This window comes from Natronotalea proteinilytica, assembly GCF_055379935.1.
Window position 1 is genome coordinate 2,750,070 of sequence record NZ_AP043947.1, and the last position, 24,639, is coordinate 2,774,708.

Sequence of the window (24,639 nt, forward strand, 5' to 3'; positions counted from 1 at the left end):
TCCACGCAAGCTGCTTTATTGTACGGTTTGGTCTTTTCTGTCTTCTAAACACACGCAGACATCTCCCGACACACAAAAACCCGCCCCCAGCACGAAGCTGAAGGCGGGCTATCAAAAAAGCAGCACGTTCACGCTATGTGCTCTTTTTGACTGACCGGGTTAGTCCAGCGCGTTGTCGATCAGGCGTTGCAGGTGCGCGGTGTGGGCTTGCGTTTCTGCATTGCCTGCCGGGCGCGTATCGAGCAGATCCTGAATGCTCTGTAAGCTACGCAGCGCTGCCGAACGGGCAATGTAGTCGTAAAACACGCCCTCTTCGTCGTCAATGATGGAGGCGAGGCGGTCTACATACTCCACCTGCAGATGCTGACGGAACGTGTTCACGTTGGTCGTAGCATCGTCCTCAAAGATGGCATCGGTGAGGTCGTCCATGTACTCGGCTACCGGGTACTCATTGCCGTACAGACGCGAATCGGTCATGCGCCTGAGCACGGTGGAGTGAAGCAAGTGCGCCAAAACGATGCGCTGCATGTTGAGCGCACGGCTGTGGATCTTCGGGTCTTCGGTACCCCCAAAGAAATCAAACCCGCGACGCTGCTGCTGCAGATAGTTATAGATCTCATTGGGCACATCAAAGGCATCAGGGGCAAACAGATGAGTGCGCAGCGTTTCAAGAGCCGCCTCTTGCTCATCGCGAGGAACCGGCGTGTAGGGCTGCGTCGCGTCGGTTTGACCCACCACAGCGCGTTCGCGATAAACCCCGCCGACATAGCGCGACACGACGTTCATGGCGTTTGACATTTCGCCCGTCAGAATCATGTAGGCGTTCAGTAGCGGCTCGTACGTTTCGCCGGGATCGCTATACATGTCGAGCAGATCGTCCATCGTTGTGTCGATGATCTCAACACGCTGCTCGCTGTACGTCATCGGATCGTCAGACAGGGCGTTGATCATGACGCGGGGGTCGATGCCTTGTCCGGGCGCGCGCATGTCATCGGCGTCGTTGCCAAAGGCCAGCGCAGGCTCGGTGGAGCGATCGAGATGAGACGCACGCGCGTCCTCATCATCAAGATCCGGGTCGTATCCAAACTCAATGGCCCAGATGTCATACGGTCCGACGTGATCCATGAAGAAATGCTCTTGCGTGGACACATCGTCGGTCAGGTGGACAGCAGGGTAGTCCATGATTGAACCAATGAGTCCTTGCTCGGCGATGGCGCTCGGGTCTTCAAGCTCCTCGGGCGAGAGCAGGTTGTGCGACTGCATGTTGTGGTTCAGGCCAAGCGTGTGTCCCACCTCGTGGATGATGAGGTAGTAGAGCGCTTGCTCGAAGTAATCGGTGATTTCCATTTCGGAGGCACCCTGCGCTTCCAACACCTGCATGCCGGTCAGCATGTTTTGCTGCATGGCGAGACCGGCTGAGCAGCCATCGTATTCGGAGGGTGTCATGCCCGTGTGCTCGTCGTGGTCATGATCGGTGTCGAGCACAGTTTGGGCCCAGGCCGGCAGTCCAGCAATGTCAAACAGCTCTTGCTGCTGGATGCGGTTGGTGAGGTAGACAAACTCCAGCATGATGTCGGCGCCAAGAATCTGGCCCGTACGTGGGTTCACAAAGCTGGGACCGTAGCCGCCAAATGGAGGCTGCGGGGAGGAGGTCCACCGCAACACGTTGTACCGCACATCGCCCGATTTCCAGTCGGCATCGTCGGGTTGCTGACGCACCTCGATGGCGTTTTCGAATCCAGCTGCCTCAAACGCTTCGTTCCAGGCCAGCGTGGCATCGCGAATGAGCGGGCGCAGCTCTTCGGGCGTCGTGTTTTCGATCCACCACACAATCGGCTCAACGGGCTCCGACAACTCAGCATCCGGATCTTCTTTCTCCAGGTGCCACCGGTTAATCATGTCGCGATAGGGCGTTACATCGGTCGAGGTCTGGTCGTCTACCTGCTGCATGAAGTACCCCACGCGTTGGTCATCGAAGCGTGGCTCGTAGTCGTTATCGGGCATCTTCAAGAAGCTGTGCTGCACCACCACCCCTACTGCACGCGGATCGGTGATGGCATCGCCTCCGCCCGACTGTGGGTAGGTGTCTGTAAACACATACTCTACCGAAATGTCGGTATTCTCTGGATAGCTGTTCACCTCCCGATACCGCGTTTTCTCGCGGTCGAGGTTACCCATGCTGAACATGCCTGGAAACTGAATGGGCGAGGGGCTGGGCTTCACCTGATGCAGCGCCTCACTCAAAAATACGCCATCCACATCGATCAGGTACCGCCCGCCGTTGGTGGTGTCATCGGCGGCAATGGTTTGCGAAGCCAGCGTAGCCGGTGCAATGTTGGCGTCGGCAGCACGCGACAGCGGATTCTCAGGATCGAAGTAAAAAGAGGTGTTCACCTTCACAAACTTGATGCGGTCGTAGTCGCGCTCTAACCGAAACACTTCGTTGTCGCGAAACTGACCCCGAAAGTGGCCGGTACCGGGGGCTCCTTCCTCCGAGAAGGTAAAGTAAATGTACTCCTGCTCCAGCTGATCGTCTTCAATCAGCATTTGCAGCGACCCGTCGGTAGTATCCCGATACAGCGTAAAGAGGCCGTCCATCTCTTTCGATCCTTCAACGGCTTCCTCCACATCGGTAAGCTCTGGTTCATCGGGTTCTGGCGCCGGTTCGTCCTCAGCCTGACCCAGCGCAGCACATCCAGTGAGCGCCAGCACCAGTACAGTTATGAGTAAGGGTGTGCGTACAGCAGATAACATAAGCAGTCAAACAGATTCGCAAATTCGTGAAGGCAACAAAACGCTCCGGAATGTGGGGCGGAAGCGCCAATGTAACACTACAACATAGCTGTTGCGTACACAAAAACGGAAGCGCTATCATGAAAATCCAATTGGAACCTTCAGGGGAACACCCTATGCGCGCAACCTCTCTGTAACGCTTTTGCATCGGTGCCTCTTTTATGTGTATGGTGTACACATCCCCACATAAAACAAACGGCTGTTGCTGTACTCTCCCTCATGCTATTGCCGTATTGGGGAGGCCTAGAGACGCTGTAAACGCAGCGAACGAGCGCCCCCTCCTCGCGATGACAATTTTGGGCCCTAACATTCAACTGTGACACAGTACCTGTCACAGGTCAATGTTTGGGTGGACAACGCCCTAGTTTTTATGTTGTCATCTTGAGCGGAGCAACTGCGTCTAGCAGGTGCGGAGTCCTGACACGAGCATAGCGACTGACGAACGCAGTGAGTAAAGATCTCCCCCGAAATGGGCAGGGCCGTTCAATCGCCCAGCGCCTGCTGAACGCCGAGGAGATGGTTCGGCGTGCTCCGGGCTGGGCCCGTCGCTGCGCTCGCAATGACACATTTGAGAGTTTTCCCGGTCCGTTTAGACGCTCGGACGCCATCCGAATACCAAACATGGTGACGGGCCACTATCGCCATCACACAACACTTTTTACTCCTACTTTGCTTATGCTAAACTCTTACCCACGCCGACTGCTCGTATGGAGCGGCGTGCTGCTCCTTGTTGGACTGCTTGGCCTGTCGGCACCCGACGCACTGGCCAATGACAACGAAGACGCACGCCTGCTTCAACATCCATCTGTACACGGTACCACCCTGGTCTTCGCCCACGCCGGTGAACTCTGGCGCACGAACACCCAGGGCGGCTCCGCCGAACGAATCACCAGCTTTCAAGGGGTTGCCTCGCACCCGCATCTCTCCCCCAATGGCAACTACGTCGCCTTTTCAGGCCGGTACAACGGACAAACAGATGTCTACGTGGTGCCTGTTGACGGAGGCACACCTGAGCGGCTCACCTACCATCCCGGTGCCGATGAGGTGCAAGGCTGGCACCCCGAAGACAACCGCGTCGTCTTCTCATCCAGCCGCGACTCGGCCCCCGCCTCCTACGCACGCTTCTGGACCATCGGACTGGATGATGTAACGCCCGAACCGCTCCCCATTCCTCGCGGCGATGTGGGCGGCTTTAGCCCTGCGGGCGATGCCTTCGTCTACCAACCCATCACCCGCTGGCAAGACCACTGGCGCGGCTACCGCGGCGGACAGGTACACCCGCTCTGGATCCTCGATATGGACACCTACGACCACGTTGAACTCCCCTTCGAGGAAACCGTGGATACGCGTCCGGTTTGGGAGGGCGACACGGTCTACTTCCTCTCCGACCGGGCCGACAACATGGTCATGAACGTATACGCCTACGACACGACCACCGAATCCCTCACCCAGATTACCGACCACACCGAGTTCGATGTAAAAGAGTTGGATGTGGACGGCTCTACGCTTATCTACGAGCAAGGCGGCTACCTCCACCGCTACGACCTTGATTCGGAAGCCCACACGCGCCTTGCAATTGATGTCCGCGGTGATATGCCCTGGACCCAGACGCACTGGGCCGAGGTGGAGCCGTACATCACCAACGCCGGCCTTTCGCCGAATGGTGTGCGTGCCGTCTTTGAAGCCCGGGGCGACCTGTTCACGGTACCAACCGAGCATGGCTCGTGGCGCAACATCTCGCAAAACACTGAGGCCGCCGACCGCTTCCCCGCCTGGTCACCCAATGGTGAACAGATGGCTTGGTTCTCAGACCGCCAAGGTGAATACGCACTGCACATTGGCAACCAGGATGGTCGTGGCGACCTGCGCACCATCGACCTACCCGACGACTCGTTCTACTACAACCCACAATGGTCACCCGATGGGTCGCACCTACTCTTTACCGATGCCGACCGCACGCTCTGGCTGCTCGACATCGAAAGCGAAGCCTTCACCGAAGTAGACCGCGACCTGTACGCCACACCCGAGCGCTCGCTCAATCCGCAGTGGTCGCCCGATGGTGAATGGATTGCCTACGCTAAGCGCCTCGACAGCCAGTTCCGCACGGTCTATGGGTACTCGCTCGAAGAGGACGAATCCATTGCAATGAGCGACGGCATGGCTGATGCCATTTCACCGGTGTGGGATGCCAGCGGCAAGTACCTGTACTTCCTGGCCAGCACCGACTATGGCCTCAACACGGGCTGGCTCGACATGAGCTCGTACGACCGACCCATCGAACGGGGCGTATACCTCACCGTGCTCGATGCCGATGAGCCCTCGCCTCTCTTGCCTCGTAGCGACGAAGAGGGCGGTGCCCCGCCCGAGCCCCCGGCTCCCGATGAAGAAAACGACGAAGTTAGCGTCACCATCGACCCGGAAGGGCTGTCGCAGCGCACCGTGGCGCTGGATGTGCCGGAGCGCATGTACACCAGCCTGCACAGCGCCCAAGAAGGCACGCTCTTCTTTAGCGAGATGGTACCCAACGAACCCGGCACGCGTGTTCATCGATACCAACTCCAAGCACGACAGGCCCAGCCGTTCATGGAGGGCGTCATGCAGTTCGACGTCTCGCACTCCGGAGGACAGGCGCTTTACATGGCCATGGGGCAGTGGGGCATCGTGCCGACGGATGGCAACCCTCCTTCACCCGGCGATGGGGCGCTGAACCTTTCTAACCTGCAGAAGGAAGTGCATCCCCGCCAAGAGTGGCAGCAGATCTTCGACGAAGCCTGGCGCTTGAACCGCGACTTCTTGTATGTGGATAACTTCCACGGCCTCGATTGGGATGAAATCCGCGATCTGTATGAGCCGTGGCTCGACCATGTGCACCACCGGGCCGATCTGAATTATCTGCTCGAACTGGTTGTGGGCGAGCTGGCCCTCGGTCACACCTACGTGGGCGGAGGCGACGTACCCGACGGCGACGGCCCCGGCACTGGTCTCTTAGGCGCCGATCTTGTGGCCGACGGCGATCGCTATCGCATCGACCGGATCTTCGATGGCGAGCAGTGGAATCCCAACCTGAATGCCCCCTTGCGCGGTCCCGGTCAAGACGTGTCTGAAGGCGATTACCTCATCGAGGTAGAGGGGCGCGATCTGACGACCGACCAGAACCCGTATCAGCCATTTGCCGGTACGGTAGGACGCACCATCACGCTGCTGGTTAACGATACGCCCACCCGAGAGGGGGCCCGCGAGATTAGGGTCGAACCCATTGGCAACGAGGCCGGCCTGCGTACCCGTGCATGGGTCGAGGACAACCGCCGCTACGTCGAAGAAGAATCCGACGGCGAACTCGGATATGTGTACGTGCCGAACACTGCCCAGGCCGGCTACGAGTCGTTCAATCGCTACTACTTTGCGCAGCAAGATCGCAATGGAATGGTGATCGACGAGCGCTTCAACGGCGGCGGCTCGGCAGCCGACTACATGGTTGACATCATGGCGCGCGAGCTGCATGGGTATTTCAACAACCCGATTGGCGACCGTACGCCCTTCACCAGTCCAGGTGCAGGCGTGTGGGGCCCCAAAGTGATGATCATTAACGAAGCAGCCGGATCCGGGGGCGATTTGCTCCCCTACATGTTTAGCCGCATGGAGATTGGCCCGCTCATCGGACGCCGTACCTGGGGCGGACTCGTAGGCATCTGGGACACTCCACCGCTCATTGACGGCGGTACGTTTACTGTGCCCCGTGGCGGCTTCATCGACCGAGACGGCAACTGGGCGGTTGAAAACGAAGGTGTTGCGCCGGACATCCCCGTCGTGCAAACGCCGCGCGATGTGATCGAAGGCAACGACCCACAACTCGATCGTGCCATCGAAGAAGCGATGCTCCGCCTGCCCGATGAGGATCCGGTTATCGACGAACCGGATCCCCCTGTCCGTGCGCCGCGTGCGCTGGATTAGGTGGTGCTACTGGTGTCACTTGACCGCAAGGAAGGCGTACGTTCAGGATCGCCGGGGACCGATCACGTCCCCGGCTATGGGTTCGACTCACATCGCGCCGTTCTGTAGCCCGGGATCAGGAGCACAGCGGAGATCCCGTCTCTGCGGCGCCTTGGCCGGGATGACTATGGCGTTGATAACTCATGCTACACGCCAAGATTCAGGTGTGACAGAACACTACGAGACGCCCCCACCAGTAGCGTCTGGCCCGTCAAGCCCAGCAATACGCTCACTCTGCAACCGAGCTGCGATCCCACACGACGAAGGTGGTGTCCTGCCCACCAATGATATGATCACGCGAAACGGCAAGGCTCCGCAAAGGCTTGGGCGGTTCGTAGCTGTACAGATAGGTGCCTCTTCTCAAGTTATACACATCTACGATATGCGAATTCTCATCTGACTCAAAAAACGTTAACAGCACATGGACTTCATCATCCTGAATCGACACATCGTTTACTCGAAAGCGAATTTGGCTCTGCACTGCGCGTTTTGTAGCGCCTGCCGGTTCAGTAGACGTAGGGGGGTAATCACCGATCATTTCGCGGATATAATCGATGCTACCGTTGCCATGCCACCGAATCAGGTAGCCATAGTAGAATGAGAACTGGATGGCGCCGCCTTGAGAGTCACCCCGTAGACCGCCATCTAAAACGCCAATCCACTTGTATGGATCGCTCACAACGTCCTCCCCTTCTCGATGGCCGCCTCCCATCAGAGATCGAAACCGTACAGCAGTAGGTGCCGCCAACGTGACGATTTGGTCATCGCTCGTAACTCCCAGTCGCATGAGGTCAAAGTCGGGGCGCTCCGTGCGCTCCACAGTCCCATCTTCGTTAAACACCGAGATTTTTCGGCCCTGCACATCACCTACAACCACCTGGTCATTTGATGCAATGCCATATCCCTTTACGTTCATGTGTTGGCCCGGCCCAACGCCGCGCCCTTCTCCATACGTGCGCACATGTTCGCCATCGGGCGTGTACCGATACACTTTGTGCTCTGACTCATCGCGGAAAAAGACATCGCCCCGATAGGCGCGAAGTGCGCGTGGATTGGTAAGCGATGGGCGGTGGGCACCAACTTCGGTCCAGGAGCCGGATCGAACCGTTCGCTCACTGGCCGGCTGCGAGCGAGGCCGCTGCGTGAACTGCGGGGGCACGCTCCCGGACTGTGTTTGGTAAGGCGTTGCCATCTGTGTTATTGGTAGGCTTTCCTCCAAACTTGACGACTCCTGCTGAGGGGCTGTGCCAAGCATCCACACGGTTGCCAGTACGGCACATCCGCTGATGATAATGGAAAGAGTGCGTCGTATGGACATTGGACTGAAAGTGATTTGAGAAGGGTCGTTTTAGTCTTATCCTGTTACACCCACGCAATGTGTGTACTTAACACCTTGCTCAGGATAATAAGCACAGAACTCACAGGTGGAGTAACACATCGAGCTTGTTTTTCCGAGAATAGAAGTATTACAGATGTCGATATCACTCTTGTAGCTATAGGTTTGCTGATCGGCTGTAGTTGCCGCGATGTCCATATCGTACGACACATCCTCGTGTGCCACATTGGTGGCACCAATGAATACAAGCGAGGCTATAAGTAACAATGCCAAGCAAATACTAATACCTTAGTAGCGCATAGCTAACTTTTGGTTATGTGGTTTTAAAGATTGGCTAAAAGGTTATGTAACATCAGGACCGACATCAACCCATTCCTATCCCCGTTTCTTTTTTTTTCACATTTGAGCCCATCAATAGTCCGTGCAGGTTGAGATATCCGTGATCGAAGGCAACGACCCACAACTCGACCGCGCCATCGAAGAAGCGATGCTGCGCCTGCCTGATGAAGATCCGGTTATCGACGAACCGGCTCCCCCTGTTCGGGCTCCACGTGCGCTAGATTAGACTCCACCGGTCCTTTTAGTGCTCCAAACACCACGAAAAAAGCCCGAGGCGATTGGCCCGCCTCGGGCTTTTGTGTACGCACATCATGAGGATTCGCGGGGAAGCCTCACACAAAGAGCGGTGCACCACTTACACATAGGGCGTTACTCATATCCACCGCCCATGTCATCTTCTGGAGCCGGTGCACCTTCCGGGGGAAGCAAGACGGCATCAATCACGTGGATTACACCGTTCGACGCTTCCAGATCAGTTTCGATGACCTGCGCATCGTTCTGCCCACTGAGGGTTACCGCATCGCCTTCAACAGATATGGCAATGGGTTGGCCTTGCACCGTAGGCGCCTCCGTCATCTCAGCTACGTCGGCGGCATACGCCTCAGCTGTAACGACGTGATACGAAAGAATATCGATCAGTTCGTTGATATTCTCTTCCTGAAGCAGGCGCTCTAGCTCTGCGCCCAACTCTTCAAATGCGGCATCGGTGGGCGCCAAAATAGTAAAGGGCCCATCGCCTTGCAGTGCGGCATCTAAGCCAGTTACCTGCAGAGCTTCGACAAGGATGTTAAAGTCATCAGCTTCAACAGCAACGTCAACGACGGTGGGGCCGTCGTGCTCGGCAGGCGGCGGAGCTTCTTGTGCCGTTGCGGGGACAATGCTCAGCCCAACAACGAGCAGCACCGTCAATACAGAGGAAAGTAAGCGAGTCATAAAAGAGGTATGGTTGTGAAAAAAGGTGCGCGTGTGTTCACAGGTCGCAACGCAGCACCACAAGGTTTTATTCTGCCTCCATCAGCAGGGAAACCACACCGTTACGTTGTTCTCACTTCGTAACTACATAGTCGCTCTATCTGTCGAATTATCAGGGAGAACAACAAAAGCCTGCCCACCGCAATACACGACGAGCAGGCTTTCATGTAGGATGCGACGCATCATGTACATCGCTTACGGCGTGATGATATTGCCGCCTTCGGAGTTCTCTCCGGTTCCGTCTTCAATGTTAACAAGTTCCACATCAAACTCCAGGGTACGCCCGGCCAGCGGATGGTTGGCATCCACCGTGATGTGATCCTCTTCTACGTTGGTAATTTGCACGGGTACGGCTTGTCCGCCTTGCGTGTGCATCTGCAGTTGCTGCCCCACTTCTGGCTCCACATCATCAGGGAGCGAGTCGCGGTCTACGTCAAGCACCATGTCGTCGCGGCGAGGGCCGTAGCCATCCTCCGGAGTAATCGTGCCGGTTTTGGTATCGCCCGGCTCCATGCCCTGGACGAGCTTCTCAAATCCGGGAATCACTTTCTGAGCGCCAATCTCAAACTCGATGGGCTCACGTTCGCGTGACGTATCGAAGACCGTTCCGTCTTGGAGGCGGCCCGTGTAGTGAATATGTACGGTATCGCCTTCTTTTGCTTCAGCCACAGGTCGGTAAAGTTTTGTCATCAAAAATGTATGCGATTACATACCATGCTGGGCAACGGACGGATCCTGCAGGTGTTGGGCGCCTGTCGATATCTTCACGATGCTTCTGGATAAATATGCTGTAGTACTCTGTCACACCTGAATGTTAGGGGACGGGAGCCGTGCCAACCTCTGTGTCCCCCCTCCAAAAAAACCTGTCATGGTGAACGGAGCCGCTCCGCGCAAGATCACATTCCAGCCTGCACACCGCCGCTCAGCTCTTGCAGGGTAAGTTCAGCCTGTTTGGCATCGAACCGAGCACGCACAAGCTGACTCTCGGCCCGCACCAGTTGCTCTTGCACCTCGCGCAGTTCAATCGACGAAATGTCGCCTACCTCGAATTGCTGTAGGGCCACCTCGGTATTTTCGCGGGCCAATGCTACGTTCTCGGTTTCCAACTCAACCAATTCAAGCCGATTTTCGTACTCGGTATATGCGCTCGCCAGCGTGGTGGTGAGTTCGGTCTGTACATCGTCAACGGCCAGTTCGGCGTTGCGCACCCGCACCGCTGCATTCTGGCGTTGGCGGCGGCGCTCAAATCCGGTAAACAGCGGGAGTTGAAGCGACAGTCCGTATGTGGCGTCGTAGCTGGTGCTCTGCGCCACAAATCCACTTTCGGATTCAACGCGGTCTACGCCGTACCCCAGTCGGGCATCGAGCGTAGGCCAGCGTGTTGCCTGTACTGCACGCGCCTCGTGCTCGGCAGCGTCACGCGCTGCTTGCGCTTGCTGCAGCACAGGATTGGTCTGCTCGGCGCGCTCTCGCAACTGATCGCGGGTAAGCGTGTCGTCAACCTCAATGGCCTCTTCCACGGCAAAGTCGGTGTCGGTGGTGGGGCGGCCCAGCAGGCGGTTCAGATCGGACTTGGCTGCTTGCAGGGTGGCGCGCTGCCGCAGCAGTTCGGCCTGGTCGGCGTTCCGGTCTACGCGTGCCTGGCGCACCTCCAGGTCCGATGCCCGCCCAACCTCGTTACGCACCTCGGCAATCCGCAGCCGCTCATCAGACAGCTCAACCGCTTCTTCTAACACCACGCGTTGCCGCTGTTCGCGCACCACGGTGTAGTAGGCAAGCGCCACGTCGGTAACGAGTTGCTGCCGCGTAGAGCGGGCGCGCTGTTGTTCGGCGTCGCGCTCGGCACGCAGACGATCGAGCGTTGCAAAGCGTCCAAGTCCCTCAAATACGCGCCACGACAGTTCGGCATCGGCCCCAGCGTTTGTGCTTCGCGCCCCGGTGATGTCCTCGGCCTCCTGCCCACGAAACTGCTGATTGGTGTTGCTGATGGTTTCGTTGTAGCGCGCTTGCAGACTGAGTTCGGGCAGAAAACCAGCGCCGCCTAACGAGGCTTCACGCTCAGCAATGTCCACCTCGTTGTCCGCAATGCGCACCTCGGGGTTGTTGCGCAAGGCTTCGTCGATGGCCGCTTCGAGGCGGAGCACCTCCTCATTCGGAGCCTGCGCCCACGCATTCATTGGACCCACGGAGCAAAGCAGAAGCACAATGACAGCAAGAGACCATCGGAGGGGCATACAGTATGGCAATGTTGAATGAGGAAAAAAGGGATGCAGATGGAAACGACGATAGCGCGTTATGGGGCCCTCTCTTCACGAGGTCGCGGTGTCGTCTGCCGGATCGGGCACATCGGGCACCGTGCCAGGGCCACTGCCATCACCCGGCATGCCATTGCCTGTGGTGCCCTCCATAGCAGGCGACGCCATGACGGCTCCGGCCTCTTCGGTTGTCAGGTAGGTGTACATCGCCGGAATTACGTAGAGCGACAGGAAGGTCCCCACGATGAGTCCGCCAATCACAACCAAACCCATCGGAATGCGGCTCTCGGCACCTGCTCCAACGGCCAGTGCAATGGGCATGACGCCGAGGATGGTTGAGAAGGCGGTCATAAGAATCGGACGGAAACGCACAGCGGCGGCTTCGGTGATGGCGTCATCAATGGAGAGGCCCGCGGCCTTGCGTTGCTTTGCAAACTCGACGATGAGGATGCCGTTCTTGGCGACAAGCCCCACAAGCATCACAATACCAATCTGGCTAAAGATGTTGATCGACTGTCCGAACACCCACAGGAACGCCAAGGCGCCCGTCAGTGCCAGGGGTACGGTAATCAAAATGGTGAATGGATCGCGGAAACTCTCGAACTGTGCCGCCAGCACCAGATAAATAAGCAGCAGCGCCAGCGCAAACACGTAGAGTAGCTGATTTGAAGTGTCTTGGTAGTCGCGCGATGGGCCATCCAAGGCGGTGGAGAACGAAGGCCCCAATACATCCTCGGCGATGGCATCCATTTCGTTCAGCCCGTCGCCAATGCTGTATCCTGGAGCCGGCTGCCCGCTCACGGTGGCCGACCGGAACCGATCGAACCGGAAGAGTTGAGGGGGACTGGAGCGCTCTTCCACGTTCACAATGTTCTGCAGCAGCACCGGCTCGCCACTCGATGAGCGCACGTACAGTCCCAACAGGTCAGCCGGCTCATCGCGGTTTTCGCGGTCGACTTGCGCGATGACTTCGCGCTGCTGTCCATCGCGGGTAAAGAATCCAACGCGCTGGTCGCTCAACGCCAGCTGTAGCGTCTCGGCCACGTCGAGTGGCGACACCCCAATGTTGTCCGCACGCTCCCGATCGATAGTGACGTCAAGCTCCGGCTTATTGAACTTCAAGTCCACATCCACAAACGAGAAGACGTCGGACTGCCGTGCTCGGTCCATAAAGGCTGGCAGGGCCTCTTCCATAGCGTCCATGTTGGGCGCTTGCAACACATACTGAACCGGCTGTCCCCCTTGTCCGCCGCCCACCTGAATGGTTTCTTCTTGTGAGACAAACGTGCGCGCGCTACTCATCTGGTTCACCCTTTGCGTAAGGGCGTCGGCAATTTCAGACTGACTGCGGTCGCGCTCGTCAGGGTCGACCAGTTGCACGCGCATGAATCCACTGTTTACGGAACTGGCGGCTCCGAACCCGGGCGAGGTGACTGAAATCACCGCGTCGACTTCGGGCACTTCGGCCTGCACCGTTTCATAGAGGCTCATCATGTGCGCATCCATATACTCGTAGGTGGCCCCTTCGCGGGCTGTAGAGAACAGGCGCAGGTTGCTGCGGTCTTCGAGCGGCGCCAGCTCTTCGGGTAGCAGGATATACAGCCCACCGATAATGACCAGGCACACCGCAATCACACCGAACGCCGTCCAGCGCTTATCCAGGAAGGCCCGGAGCGAATCGCGATACCAGTCATTCAGCTTCTCGAAAAACGGCTCGGTTTTCCGGTAAAACCAGGGCTGCTCCTTGTGCTTCTTGAGCAGCCGCGTGGAGATCATGGGGGTAAACGTAAGCGCCACAAACGAGGAGATGGCTACGGCTCCCGCAATAACGAGCGCAAACTCCTGAAACAGCTGTCCGGTGAGCCCGCCCAGAAAGATAATGGGCAGAAAGACAACCACAAGCGAGATGGAAGTGGCCACGACCGCAAAGAAAATTTCGCGCGTGCCAATAATGCCGGCCTCAATGGGGGCGTGTCCTTCCTCCAGTTTGGCGTAGATATTCTCCAGCACCACAATGGCATCATCGACCACCAGCCCAATGGCAAGCACCATAGCCAGCAACGTAAGCACGTTGATGGAGAAGCCAGCCAGGTACATTACAAAGAACGACCCGATGAGCGCCACCGGTACCACCAGTATCGGAATCAGCGTAGATCGCCAGTCGCGCAGAAAGCCGAAGATGACCAGGATGACCAGCAGCAGTGCGATGAAAATGGTCTGCTGCACCTCGGCAATGCTCTGGCGGATTTGCGTGGTGGTGTCGAACCCAATACCCAACGAAATATCGGATGGCATATCCGCCTCAATGACATCAACCCGGTCGTAGAACTCATCGACAATGTCAATGTAGTTGGCTCCGGGGAGCGGGCGAAGAACCACGCCGACCATGGACGTGCCATCGCGGCGGAGCAACGTGCGCTCGTTCTGGGCGCCAATCTCGGCGCGCCCGACATCTTCGAGTCGCACAATCTCGCCCTCGGGCGACTGTTTCAGGATGAGGCGGTTGAACTCCTCTTCGGTTTCGAGGCGGCTTTGCGTGCGCACCGTGAGCTCAATGTCTTGCCCTTCAATGCGCCCCGAGGGCAACTCCACATTCGCCCGCTGCAGCGCCGCCCGCACGTCTTGGGGCGTGAGCTGATAGGCTGCAAGCCGCTGCGGGTCGATCCACAGGCGCATGGCATACTCTTTGGACCCCCAGATGTCCACGCGACTCACGCCGTCAATGGTTTGCAGCCGCTCTTTGAAGCGGTTGTCGGCCAGCTCGGTAAGCTCCAGCAGATTGCGATGCTCGCTGCTGATGTTGAGAAACACAATGGGCTGCGCATCGGCATCGGACTTCGACACCGAGGGGGGATCCACATCAGGCGGTAACTGGCCTTGCGCTCGCGACACCCGGTCGCGCACATCGTTGGCCGCGCGCTCTAGGTCGGATCCGATGTCAAACTCTACAGTGACTGTAGAGCGGCCCTCGCGGCTTACGGAGGTGAGCGTACGAATGCCTTCGATCCCATTGATTTGCTCCTCAAGCGGCTCGGTGATCTGTGCATCGATCACATCGGCGTTGGCGCCGGTGTAGTTCGTGGATACACTGATCACAGGCGGATCGACCGATGGGTATTCGCGCACGCCAAGAAAGAAGAACGCGATGGCCCCGAAAATGACGATCATCGTCGCCATTACCGTAGCCAGAACAGGACGCCGGATGCTTAGGGAGTAGAGAGCCATGAGTTAGCAGGCGGATGCAGAAGGGGAGACGACACAGCGACAGGGCACACGTTACTCGGCGGACGGGGCATTTGCACTGCCAACGTCTCCGTTCCCGTTCATGCCATTGTCAGCAGGGGCCGTTTCATCGGGAATGTCGTCGGCCATGTCGTCGAGCGCCTCTTCGATCTCTTGCACCAGCTCAACACGCACATCAAGCCCCGGACGAAGCTGCTGAATGCCTGACGTGATGACAGTATCGCCCGGAGCCAGCCCGTCGGTAATTTGGATTTCGCGCGGCGTGCGAATACCGATAGCCACCTCCTGCGGCTGGGCGCGCCCCTCCTTGTACAAAAACACGCGGTTCACGCCCAGGTCAGGCACCACCGCAAAGTTCGGGACCACAATCTGATCCTCTAATTCGCCCAACTGAAGCGATACATCGGCAAACGAACCGGGCTGCAAGCGCTGATCGCTATTGCTGGCTCGCGCTCGCACGCGAAGGGCCCGTGTTTCGTCGGTCACGCGGGGCTCAATAGCGACCACCTCGGCCTCGTAATCGGTGTCGCTATTGCGGACCGAGAAGACGATTTGCTGGCCTGTTTCTACCAGTCCGGCGTACCGCTCGGGAACCGAAAAGTCGATATTGATGGGGTCGAGCCGCTGCAGCGTCGCAATACGGGTGTCGGGCGTGATGTAGCTGCCCTCGCTCACATAACGAAGGCCCAAACGTCCACTAAACGGAGCCTGAACCTGTGTTTTTGCAATGCGTGCCTCGACCTGATCGAGATCGGCGCGAAGCACCTCCACTTCGTTCTGCGCCTGGTCGTATGTTTCCTGACTTACACCGCCCTCATCAAGCAGGCGGGCGGTACGCGTCTCATTTGCCTCTGCTAGCGTAAGCTGCGCTGTCAACCTACGCTTTTCAGCCTGCAACTCGTCGTTATTAACGCTCAGCAGCAGCTCGCCTGCTTCTACGTGGTTGCCTTCGCGCAGGGCGAGCGTGGTGATACGTCCCGGTGTTTCCACAGTCAACTCGACGGACTCCATCGCACGCAGGGTACCGGTAGTACGCACGCGGTCGGCAATAGCGGATCCGTTAACCACCACTGCGTCAACCGACAATGCCGATGGCTCAGCAGCCTCTTCATCTTCGGCGGCTTCTTCGGACGACCCTACCTGTGGAAATACGAGCAGCCCTACAAGCACCAGAAGGCCGACAAAGGCCAGCCACGATACAGGGCGCCGCCACAAAGGGAGGGCTTCTTCAGAGGTAGACATAACGCACACAACCAGCAACTAGAGACAAGCGAGTAATGGGTTTCGAACCCGCCAGCTACACGATAAGATTCCCCACCGATACCCTAGATTCTTCGGCTGATAACATCGTTACGCTTGTGCTGCTTCGTTGATCATGTCTTGCGACAGCTCCAGCGTATCCGCTGTGGCGGGGTCTTCGTCGTCGGTGCCTGTATGGCACTGAAACAGCGTGGGGCAATTAAAGTCATGGGCCAGCACATGGCCGCCGTGGGGGTCAAATGGGTGGATGTGATCAATGCCCCGTTGGGCCAGGCGCAGGGCTGCTTCGGCAGGACGACCGTCGTTCTCATGCTCCAACGCCCACTGTGCATGATTTACCGTAAGCGCCACCTCCATGGCATGGCCAACCGTAAACGCAAAGCGGCGGGCTCCTGCTTGCAGCGCCTCTTCGTCGCCCTCCTGATGCGTGGTCGTCACCCACTCTTGGGCATGCTTCAACGCCTCGGCTGCCGCCTTCATAGGCTTGATTAGTTGCGGCGCCGAAAGGCCCTCCATGCAGCGTTTGAACTCGCGGAAGAGGCTGCTCAAACCACCCACACGCTCCATAGCGCGCAGCACATCGAGCGCCAACACATTGGTGGTGCCTTCCCAGATAGGCAGCACCTGGGCATCGCGGTGCAGCTGTGGAATGCCCGTATCCTCCACATATCCGGCACCCCCAAACGCTTCCATAGCTTCGCTGGTTACGGCCACACACTGTTTGGCGGTGAACAGCTTGGCAATGGGAGTGAGAATGCGCACGAGTGCTTTTTCTTCGGCAGAGGCGGTGTCGGTTTCCACGCGCCCCAGCAACTCGGCCACCCGAAACGTCAGGTGAAACGCACCCTCGTACCGGCTTTGCATAGAAGCCAGGGTGTCTTGATGCAGCGGCTGCTCAATGATGGGCTTGCCGAAGGCGTCGCGCTTGGTGGCATAATCGCGCGCCAGTGCCACCGCCCGCCGCATAAAGCTGACAGCCGTTACCGCGTTCCAGGTACGCGTGATGTTGAGCATGGGCGCAATGTGACGCGTTCCATGCTTGAGTTCGTCGGTTACGGGGATAGCGCGAGCGCCATCTAGATGGAGTTCAACGGTGGGTAACTTGCGCGTGCCCAGCTTGTCTTTCAGACGCAACACACGGAGCCCCGGCTGCAGGTCGCCCCCTTCAGTTCGGATAGGCACGTAGAACAGTGCCAGCCCCTTACCGCCCTCGGGGTTGCCTTCGGGGCGTGCCAGCGCAAGCGCCATGTTAGCGGTGATGGCACTGGTAAACCACTTGCGTCCGTGGAGCCGCCAGGTGCCGTCGTCATCCTGGCGGGCGGTGGTGTTGGAGCGCCCCACATCGGAGCCGCCTGCCAGCTCCGTCATCCATTGGCCGCTGGTCCAGGCCGTGTCGGGGTCGCGGCTGGTGAGGTGCGGCACGGCCTCATCAATGAGCGCCTGGTTGCCCGATTCGATGAGCGTGCGGGCCGCGCCATCCGTCATGGCCAGCGGACATCCATACATATCCGTTGACGGGATGAACAGGTGCGCCAGCGCAAACTGGGCGGTACGACTGTGCGGACCGTGCTCTTCCTCGTACGGATGAGCTACGAGTCCGTACTCAGCCGCCAGCGGAGCCGCTTGTTTCCATACGTCGGTCACTTCGATATCGTCGATGCGGTCGCCCCAGGGGCCCCAGGCCGTGAACGTGGGCTCGCTCCCCAAATCGCTCTGCTGAAGTGCATACAGCGGTCCACCTGCCTGCGCGCCCAGCGTGTCCAGATCGTCCGTGAGCGCATTCCGTATGTCATCGGGCAACACCCGCTTCAGGTAGCTGACGAGCACCCGATCATCGGTGTACTGATTGCCCAGTGTCGGGGGGGCTTGGGTGGTATCAACGGCATCGGTAGGCATAAAGGGCATAGGGGAATGTGAAGCAAGACCGGTCGAATCGGTTGACAACTTATTGTAACGGATCCGTAGGGTTATGGTGCCGGAATCAAGTCGCGTTAGCTGTGTAAAGGGCGTGGCCCATGACAAAAGCGGTGTGTCAAATATCGACCATCGTGGACGCGTTGCTCGTGCTGCTTCCGTAATTACGACAACAACGTGACGCCTGCTTCTATTTGGAGTCCTTTGGATCATTGATCGGTAAGGCACGCATGCTGTATTGTTGATTTTAGCGCCTACTGACTGTGTCACAGGTCAATGTGTGGGTAGTGCGGGATCAATGATCCGGCTATGTTGTCAGGGGAGATCCCGACTCTGCAGCGCTGGGGCGCCTTGGCCGGGATGACTATGAGCGCTGGCAGGTATGCTCTACTCTAGGATTCAGTTGTGACACGGCAGTAAGTGGTGTCACCCGTTGATGTTATGGTGCGGATGCGGTAGTGCTCTGTCACAGGTCAATCTTCGGGTAACACATGTACCCTCTAACGTACCGAGAATAACTCACAATCTTGTCATTGCGAGCGCAGCGACGCGCCCCGACTGCAGGGAGGAAGTGCTCGTTCGCTAGCGCTCACAGCGCCGCGTCGGTCGCAAGCTCCCTCCTCGCGATGACAATATTGGACCCTAACATTCAGGTGTGACACAGTAGTAAGTGTTCTCACACGTCCGCTTTGGGTATGCACTGCCCCGTTAAATGAAGTCATCTTGAGCGAAGTCGAAAGATCTCCCCCGAAATGGGCAAGGCTGTTAGTTGGCCAGTAGCTGCTGAACGCCGATGAGATGGTTCGACTACGGCCTCCTCCGTCAGCCTTCGCTCACCATGACAGGTGTTTTGTTATTATCATCGGGCAGACTGTCACCACTCCCGCCTGAACTCCAACTTTGACACGTGACTTCACTTAGTATATCGGCATTCCGGATAACTACCAACCGTTCATGCTGAACTTAGGCCCTTAATCCATCCTATTCAGGCAGATACAATGCGATTCATCACTCTACTTATAGTCGCCTTTCTTACGTTTCCCGGCACCGTACTCGCACAGAGCACGTTCACGATAGAACTCGAAGGCGGCCCTGCCTGGCAGAGCTCGAATACGGTTGAGGTGCCCAACGACGGCACAGCCACACGCTTTTCGCTTTCAGGACTTGTCGGATCAGGTCCGGCACCGGCAGGCAGGCTCTATGCAACCTGGCATATCAGCGATCGACATAGTACCCGGCTGTTGGTGGCTCCACTCACTCTCACGGAAAGTGGTATCCCGTCGGACGATATCGGATTCGCCGGTGAAACCTACAGTGCCAACGAGTCAACGCAGGCTACCTACCGGTTCAACTCGTACCGGCTAACCTACCGGTATCAGCTTCTTGAGGGTAACCGAACCAATGTATGGGTGGGACTCACTGGGAAAATCCGCGATGCGAAGATCGAGTTAGAGCAAGGGGATACAACATCGTTTGACGACGACCTGGGCGTGCTACCCCTTGCTCATATCGGCGCAGAATGGCGACCGGTTGCTCCCTGGAGCATCCGACTGGATGCAGACGCCCTTGCGGGTGGACCAGGCCGCGCAATTGATGCAGCGCTTACGTTCGGATATGACCTGAACGAACGATGGACGGTAAACGCTGGGTATCGCATTCTTGAAGGCGGCGCTGACGTGGAGCAAGTGTACAACTTCGCCACGCTGCATTACGCTATCGCTGGACTGCGGTGGAGCTTTTAACCAGCCTGTGCAGTTTGTCGAATGCCAATAACCGTGGACGCGTTGCTCGTGCTGCTTCCGTAATTACGACAACAACGTGACGCCTGCTTCTATTTGGAGTCCTTTGGATCATTGATCGGTATGGCACGCATGCTGTATTGTTGATTGTAGCTCGCGCGCTCCTACTGTGTCCAATCCGTTTCGCTTTTTTATAGAAGCCATTGGCCGGGGTCTGGCCCATACTGGGTGGATCCAAACGGCGCATGTGCGCCCCATCGCCGACCTGGCCTGGCCGCGCATCTTGACCGGACTGGCACGCATGTCAAAGGCCACAGCCGATCTGGCCATGATCGGGATGGCCATCGGCGCAGCGGGTATTGCAGGGATTGGATACGGGGTGCCGTACTGGACGCTCGCTTACATGGTGGGAGGCGGCATTGCGGGGGGCACCATTAGCCTGGTATCCCAACGCTTTGGCGCCAACCGGCCGGAAACCATTAGCACGGTGCTTAGCATCAGCACGGTGTACGCACTCGGAGCCACCCTCCCGCTGCTGGCCGTGTTTTGGATGATCCCCGAACCGTTGATCCGGCTCATCGGATCGGGCGAAGAGGCCATCCGCTATGGCACCGACTACCTGCAGATTGCCAGCCTTGCGATGCCCTTTGCTGCACTCAATCTGGTGAGCAGCCGGGCCCTGGTAGGCGCCAACGAAGCGTGGATTCCAATGGTGGTACGTGCTGGGGGAGCACTCGCTAACATCGGATTCAGTGCATTCCTGATTTTTGGACTCGACCTGGGCGTCGTGGGGGCGGCACTCGGTACCGTGATCGGCACCGCCTCGGTAACTGTCGTTTTTGTGGTTGGACTCATGCGGGGACGCCTTCCGATCGTCGGGGCGCTTCCCATCCAATGGCAGTGGACGGCTCCGCAGTGGGATACCAAATTGGCACGCGACTTCCTGCGCATCGCCACACCGCTGGCCCTGCGTAAGCTCACACAAGGCAGCACCCACTTTCCCATGCTCGCAATCGTGTCGATGTTCGGGCCGCAGGTGGTGGCCGCATACGTCGTGGCCATTCGCATGCGCGGCCTCATGAACACACCCGGATGGGGCTTCGGACTGGCCTCAAGCAGTCTGGTGGGGCAAGCGCTCGGGCGCGACGACGAAACGGAGGCCCGCACGGTCGCACAAGACGCGCTTCGCTTCACGATGGCCACGTACGCGCTCGTAGCCACAGCAATCTTCATCGGCGCCACTCCGGTCGCCCGGCTGTTCGTAAGTGATCCCGAGGTGGTCGTCCTCACCGCTGCCCTGATCCGCGCCGCCTGCATAAGCGTCGTACTAAAGGGCCTCATGAACGGCGCAATCGGTCCGCTCCGCGCCAGTGGCGATACCACCTGGCCGTTCTACGGGCAACTGGCCGGGCTCGTGTTCTTCTCCCTTCCGCTGGCGTACATCGGAGCCACCACGGCGCTTGCACTCTGGGGATTATACCTGGCGCTCATCGCTGAGAAAGGGGTACCCGCCGCGGTAGCCTACTATCGCTATCGCACCCAGCGCTGGCTGGCGATTAGTCGGCGATATCGTACCGGCACGGCATCGCATTAAGCCGCCACGCGGTCAAGACGCGGCTCCACGTACGTATCCAACAGATGCTGACCAATCTGCAGCGAGGCGGTGGCGGCCGGAGAGGCCGCGTTGATAACGTTCACTACCCGATCGGTCGCGCGAATCAGAAAATCGTCGACGAGGGTGCCGTCGGGGCGCACCGCCTGGGCCCGCACGCCCGCCGGCGAGGGCACCAGATCATCCGCCGTGATACCAGGCACCAGATGCTGCGCCGCCTCTACGTAGGTTTGCTTGCTCAGCGACTGCATCATCTCGTGCAGCCCCATGCGCCAATGCTTCAGACTAAGCGCCACAAACCCGGGATACGTAATCGTCTCCCACAGTTCATCAAGATTCACATCCGTAAAGCGATAGCCCTCGCGCGCAAAGGCAAGTACCGCACTCGGACCGCATTCCACACGTCCGTCAATCATGCGCGTAAAGTGGACGCCCAGAAACGGAAAGTTCGGATTGGGAACGGGGTAGATCAGGTCAGAGCAAACCGACTCGCACTCGGGCACCACCTCGTAGTACTCGCCTCGAAACGGCACAATCTGCGCCTGTGGATCTTGGCCACTCATGCGGGCAATTTTATCGGCATACAGCCCAGCACAGTTCACCACCAGCGGCGCGCGGTACGAGTCCGATGCCGTATGACACACCACTGTATCGGCCTGCACCTCCATGTCGCGCACCGCTGCGCCGGTGTGGATGTCGTACCCGTGTTCTTTTACCAGATACGCCAGCGTACGCGCCATGCCGGTATAGTCCACAATGCCCGCGCTGGGCACATGCAGCGCCGCCACCCCTCGCGTGTAGGGCTCCAACTCGCGCAAGCGCTCTGGACCAATACGTGTGGCCTCGATCTGGTTCTGGCGTCCTTTCTCTTGGATGCGCTCCAACTCGGGCACCTCCTCTTCTGTCGCAGCCACAATCACTTTGCCGCAGATCTCATAATCGACCTGATGTGCCTCGCAGAACGCAACCAGCTGCTGGCGCCCCTTCCGACAGTTTTCGGCCTTGAGCGAACCCGGCGTGTAGAAAACGCCCGAGTGAATGACCCCCGAGTTGCGGCCTGTCTGGTGCAGGGCCACCTGCTCTTCTTTTTCGAGAATCGCGCAGGAGCACTCCGGATGCGCCTGCATCAACTGATACGCGGTGGATAGCCCAACAATGCCGCCTCCAATAATGAGTACGTCGTACGTGTCCATGAACAGAGAATGATCTGCAAAAAACGATGCGAACGGTCTACCTGTGTATACGCAACGCCCTTGTGCGATGCAAGCGCCCCAGGCGAACTCTGGTGCCATAAAGCAGGTAGATTACATATCTGTCTTGATTATCATGCTTTCTCGTCGCCTATGTCGTTGCTCCATCGCAGCGTGTCCACCGCCCTTGTAGCTCTACCGCTGCTTCTTGTTGGATGCGCCACCACCAGCCCCTCCGACCCGGCCCCGACCCCAACGGCTGATACCGCCCCAGCGCCGGCTCCCGTCATCGACCATCCTCCGCTGGATACGCTCGACTTCACGCCCGAGCGTCCGCCGCAGGCCTGGTTTCACATGGATGCCGACGACGATGGCTATCCGGGACTGAGCACGCACCGCGTACATACCACGCTGCTGGCCGACCGAGCCCCCGAACGCACGGTTACGGTGGCTGTCATTGACTCGGGTACCGATATTGGCCACCGAGAGCTCGAATCCCACATCTGGACGAATCCCGATGAGGAGGCCGACACGGGCGAAGACAACGATGGGAATGGCTTCGTGGACGATGTGCACGGCTGGAACTTCATTGGCAACCCCGATGGCGAGAACGTGGATGAGGATACCTACGAGGTGACGCGCCTGTACGTGGAGTATCGCAGCTTCGCTGAATCGATCGATGACGACGCCGACCTCACCCCTGCCCAGCAAGACTCACTCGACTACTACGAGACGATCCGCGCCGACTTTCAGCGCGACCGATCCGATGCCGAGCAACGCTACGAGAACGTACGCGAAGCGCACGAAATCGTGCAACAGGTGCTGGAGTTTCTCCGCGATTACCTGGAGGTCGAGGAGGTAACCGCCGAACACGTTGCAGACATTGCCGAAGACACCAACCCAATGGCCCAGCAAGCCTACGATGTGCTCACGTTCTTCTACGATCAGGGCGTAACCCCACAAGACATCAAGGACTTCTACGACCGGATGTACACGCAGGTCAATTTCGGATACGACACGTCGTTCGATCCGCGCCCCATTGTCGGCGATGACTATACCAATTGGACAGAGACCGGCTACGGGAATCCTGATGTGCATGGCCCCGACCCCGGCCACGGCACCCATGTATCGGGCATTATCGGCGCTGAGCGCGACACGAGCCTTACCATCGACGGCGTAGCCCCAGCGGTGCGCATTATGCCGGTCCGTGCGGTGCCCAATGGCGATGAGCGCGATAAAGACGTGGCCAATGCTATCCGCTATGCTGCCGACAACGGCGCCGACGTGATCAACATGAGCTTCGGCAAGGGCTATTCTCCACAAAAGCACGTGGTTGACGACGCCGTCCGCTACGCCGACTCGCTGGGCGTGCTCATGGTGCATGCCGCTGGTAACAGCGCAGCCAACAACGATACCTCGGATAACTTCCCAAATCCATTCTATGAAGACGGCGACCGTGCCACGCACTGGCTTGAAGTCGGCGCCTCCTCGTGGTCGGTCGACGAAACGCTGGCGGCCAACTTCTCCAACTACGGCGCCGAAACGGTAGACGTGTTTGCGCCTGGAGCCGACATCTACTCGTCAACAACAGAGAACGGATATCGCTTCAACAGCGGCACAAGTATGGCCGCGCCCATGGTGTCAGGGCTGGCGGCCTTGCTCATGGCGTACTACCCGGACCTGGATGCAGAAACGGTGCGGCAGATCATCAAAGACTCAGCCGTCCACTATCCGGATCTGGAGGTCGAGCGCCCCGCCGAGGACCCTGATGCTCCAGCCGAACTGGTACCCTTCAGCGATCTCTCGATCACGGGCGGCATCGTGAACGCCTACCGCGCTGTGGAGATGGCCGAGGAGCACCTCGATGAGTAATCTGTAGCTGGGGAGTGACTTGGACACATCCCGTTTCATTGCAACACGCTACCCCCATTGGTGTCATGGTGAGCAAAGGACTGCCCCTGGCAGGCCGCAGTCGAACCATCTCCTCGACCCTCAG

Annotated in this window: 14 protein-coding genes; 5 read left to right on the forward strand and 9 right to left on the reverse strand. The window is 58.4% G+C overall.

Going from position 1 to position 24,639, the window contains the following annotated elements:
• Positions 1–159 precede the first annotated feature (159 nt).
• A complete protein-coding gene (locus tag ACZ5AL_RS10995) occupies positions 160–2,754 on the reverse strand; it encodes a zinc-dependent metalloprotease (protein ID WP_464510416.1) in 2,595 nt (864 codons plus the stop codon).
• A gap of 714 nt (positions 2,755–3,468) precedes the next feature.
• Between ACZ5AL_RS10995 and ACZ5AL_RS11000 the strand changes: the two genes are divergently transcribed.
• Entirely contained in the window at positions 3,469–6,744 is a 3,276-nt protein-coding gene (locus ACZ5AL_RS11000) for a S41 family peptidase (RefSeq protein ID WP_464510417.1), read from the forward strand.
• Between the two features lie 268 nt (positions 6,745–7,012).
• Here ACZ5AL_RS11000 and ACZ5AL_RS11005 read toward each other — a convergent pair whose 3' ends face one another.
• Positions 7,013–8,101: a hypothetical protein gene (locus ACZ5AL_RS11005; protein ID WP_464510418.1), complete on the reverse strand. Its 1,089-nt coding sequence runs from the start codon at positions 8,099–8,101 to the stop codon at positions 7,013–7,015.
• A gap of 457 nt (positions 8,102–8,558) precedes the next feature.
• On the opposite strand from ACZ5AL_RS11005, the gene ACZ5AL_RS11010 reads away from it, so the two are divergent.
• Positions 8,559–8,684: a hypothetical protein gene (locus ACZ5AL_RS11010; protein ID WP_464510419.1), complete on the forward strand. Its 126-nt coding sequence runs from the start codon at positions 8,559–8,561 to the stop codon at positions 8,682–8,684.
• A 143-nt stretch (positions 8,685–8,827) separates the two neighbouring features.
• Here ACZ5AL_RS11010 and ACZ5AL_RS11015 read toward each other — a convergent pair whose 3' ends face one another.
• The 6 genes from ACZ5AL_RS11015 to ACZ5AL_RS11040 all read right to left on the reverse strand — a co-directional run bounded on the left by ACZ5AL_RS11015 (position 8,828) and on the right by ACZ5AL_RS11040 (position 18,084).
• Positions 8,828–9,391, reverse strand: a complete 564-nt coding sequence (locus tag ACZ5AL_RS11015) for a fasciclin domain-containing protein (RefSeq protein ID WP_464510420.1) — start codon at positions 9,389–9,391, stop codon at positions 8,828–8,830.
• A 234-nt stretch (positions 9,392–9,625) separates the two neighbouring features.
• Entirely contained in the window at positions 9,626–10,099 is a 474-nt protein-coding gene (locus ACZ5AL_RS11020; RefSeq protein ID WP_464513294.1) for an FKBP-type peptidyl-prolyl cis-trans isomerase, read from the reverse strand.
• Between the two features lie 227 nt (positions 10,100–10,326).
• A complete protein-coding gene (locus tag ACZ5AL_RS11025; RefSeq protein WP_464510421.1) occupies positions 10,327–11,664 on the reverse strand; it encodes a TolC family protein in 1,338 nt (445 codons plus the stop codon).
• 75 nt (positions 11,665–11,739) lie between these two features.
• A complete protein-coding gene (locus ACZ5AL_RS11030; RefSeq protein WP_464510422.1) occupies positions 11,740–14,910 on the reverse strand; it encodes an efflux RND transporter permease subunit in 3,171 nt (1,056 codons plus the stop codon).
• Positions 14,911–14,961: 51 nt separating this feature from the next.
• Positions 14,962–16,170 carry an efflux RND transporter periplasmic adaptor subunit gene (locus ACZ5AL_RS11035; RefSeq protein ID WP_464510423.1) on the reverse strand — a complete coding sequence of 403 codons (1,209 nt, stop codon included), beginning with the start codon at positions 16,168–16,170 and terminating at the stop codon, positions 14,962–14,964.
• Positions 16,171–16,278: 108 nt separating this feature from the next.
• Positions 16,279–18,084 carry an acyl-CoA dehydrogenase family protein gene (locus tag ACZ5AL_RS11040; RefSeq protein ID WP_464510424.1) on the reverse strand — a complete coding sequence of 602 codons (1,806 nt, stop codon included), beginning with the start codon at positions 18,082–18,084 and terminating at the stop codon, positions 16,279–16,281.
• 1,016 nt (positions 18,085–19,100) lie between these two features.
• Here ACZ5AL_RS11040 and ACZ5AL_RS11045 point away from each other — a divergent pair.
• Together ACZ5AL_RS11045 and ACZ5AL_RS11050 are read left to right on the forward strand one after the other, a co-directional pair.
• Entirely contained in the window at positions 19,101–19,844 is a 744-nt protein-coding gene (locus ACZ5AL_RS11045) for a porin family protein (protein ID WP_464510425.1), read from the forward strand.
• 166 nt (positions 19,845–20,010) lie between these two features.
• On the forward strand, positions 20,011–21,435 hold the full coding sequence (locus tag ACZ5AL_RS11050) for an MATE family efflux transporter (RefSeq protein WP_464510426.1): 1,425 nt from the start codon (positions 20,011–20,013) through the stop codon (positions 21,433–21,435).
• On the opposite strand, the gene lhgO is transcribed toward ACZ5AL_RS11050, so the two are convergent.
• On the reverse strand, positions 21,432–22,646 hold the full coding sequence (gene lhgO, locus ACZ5AL_RS11055) for an L-2-hydroxyglutarate oxidase (protein WP_464510427.1): 1,215 nt from the start codon (positions 22,644–22,646) through the stop codon (positions 21,432–21,434). The two genes, ACZ5AL_RS11050 and lhgO, sit on opposite strands and share 4 nt — an antisense overlap.
• 150 nt (positions 22,647–22,796) lie before the next feature.
• On the opposite strand from lhgO, the gene ACZ5AL_RS11060 reads away from it, so the two are divergent.
• Complete coding sequence (locus ACZ5AL_RS11060) at positions 22,797–24,515, forward strand: S8 family peptidase (protein WP_464510428.1); 1,719 nt, start codon at positions 22,797–22,799, stop codon at positions 24,513–24,515.
• Positions 24,516–24,639: the final 124 nt, after the last annotated feature.

What these genes read in the sequence shown, in the direction of transcription:
- ACZ5AL_RS10995 (WP_464510416.1), bottom strand. Translation starts at nt 2,754, where the DNA reads ATGTTATCTGCTGTACGCACACCCTTACTCATAACTGTACTGGTGCTG.
- ACZ5AL_RS11000 (WP_464510417.1), top strand. Translation starts at nt 3,469, where the DNA reads ATGCTAAACTCTTACCCACGCCGACTGCTCGTATGGAGCGGCGTGCTG.
- ACZ5AL_RS11005 (WP_464510418.1), bottom strand. Translation starts at nt 8,101, where the DNA reads ATGTCCATACGACGCACTCTTTCCATTATCATCAGCGGATGTGCCGTA.
- ACZ5AL_RS11015 (WP_464510420.1), bottom strand. Translation starts at nt 9,391, where the DNA reads ATGACTCGCTTACTTTCCTCTGTATTGACGGTGCTGCTCGTTGTTGGG.
- ACZ5AL_RS11025 (WP_464510421.1), bottom strand. Translation starts at nt 11,664, where the DNA reads ATGCCCCTCCGATGGTCTCTTGCTGTCATTGTGCTTCTGCTTTGCTCC.
- ACZ5AL_RS11030 (WP_464510422.1), bottom strand. Translation starts at nt 14,910, where the DNA reads ATGGCTCTCTACTCCCTAAGCATCCGGCGTCCTGTTCTGGCTACGGTA.
- ACZ5AL_RS11035 (WP_464510423.1), bottom strand. Translation starts at nt 16,170, where the DNA reads ATGTCTACCTCTGAAGAAGCCCTCCCTTTGTGGCGGCGCCCTGTATCG.
- ACZ5AL_RS11040 (WP_464510424.1), bottom strand. Translation starts at nt 18,084, where the DNA reads ATGCCTACCGATGCCGTTGATACCACCCAAGCCCCCCCGACACTGGGC.
- ACZ5AL_RS11045 (WP_464510425.1), top strand. Translation starts at nt 19,101, where the DNA reads ATGCGATTCATCACTCTACTTATAGTCGCCTTTCTTACGTTTCCCGGC.
- lhgO (WP_464510427.1), bottom strand. Translation starts at nt 22,646, where the DNA reads ATGGACACGTACGACGTACTCATTATTGGAGGCGGCATTGTTGGGCTA.
- ACZ5AL_RS11060 (WP_464510428.1), top strand. Translation starts at nt 22,797, where the DNA reads ATGTCGTTGCTCCATCGCAGCGTGTCCACCGCCCTTGTAGCTCTACCG.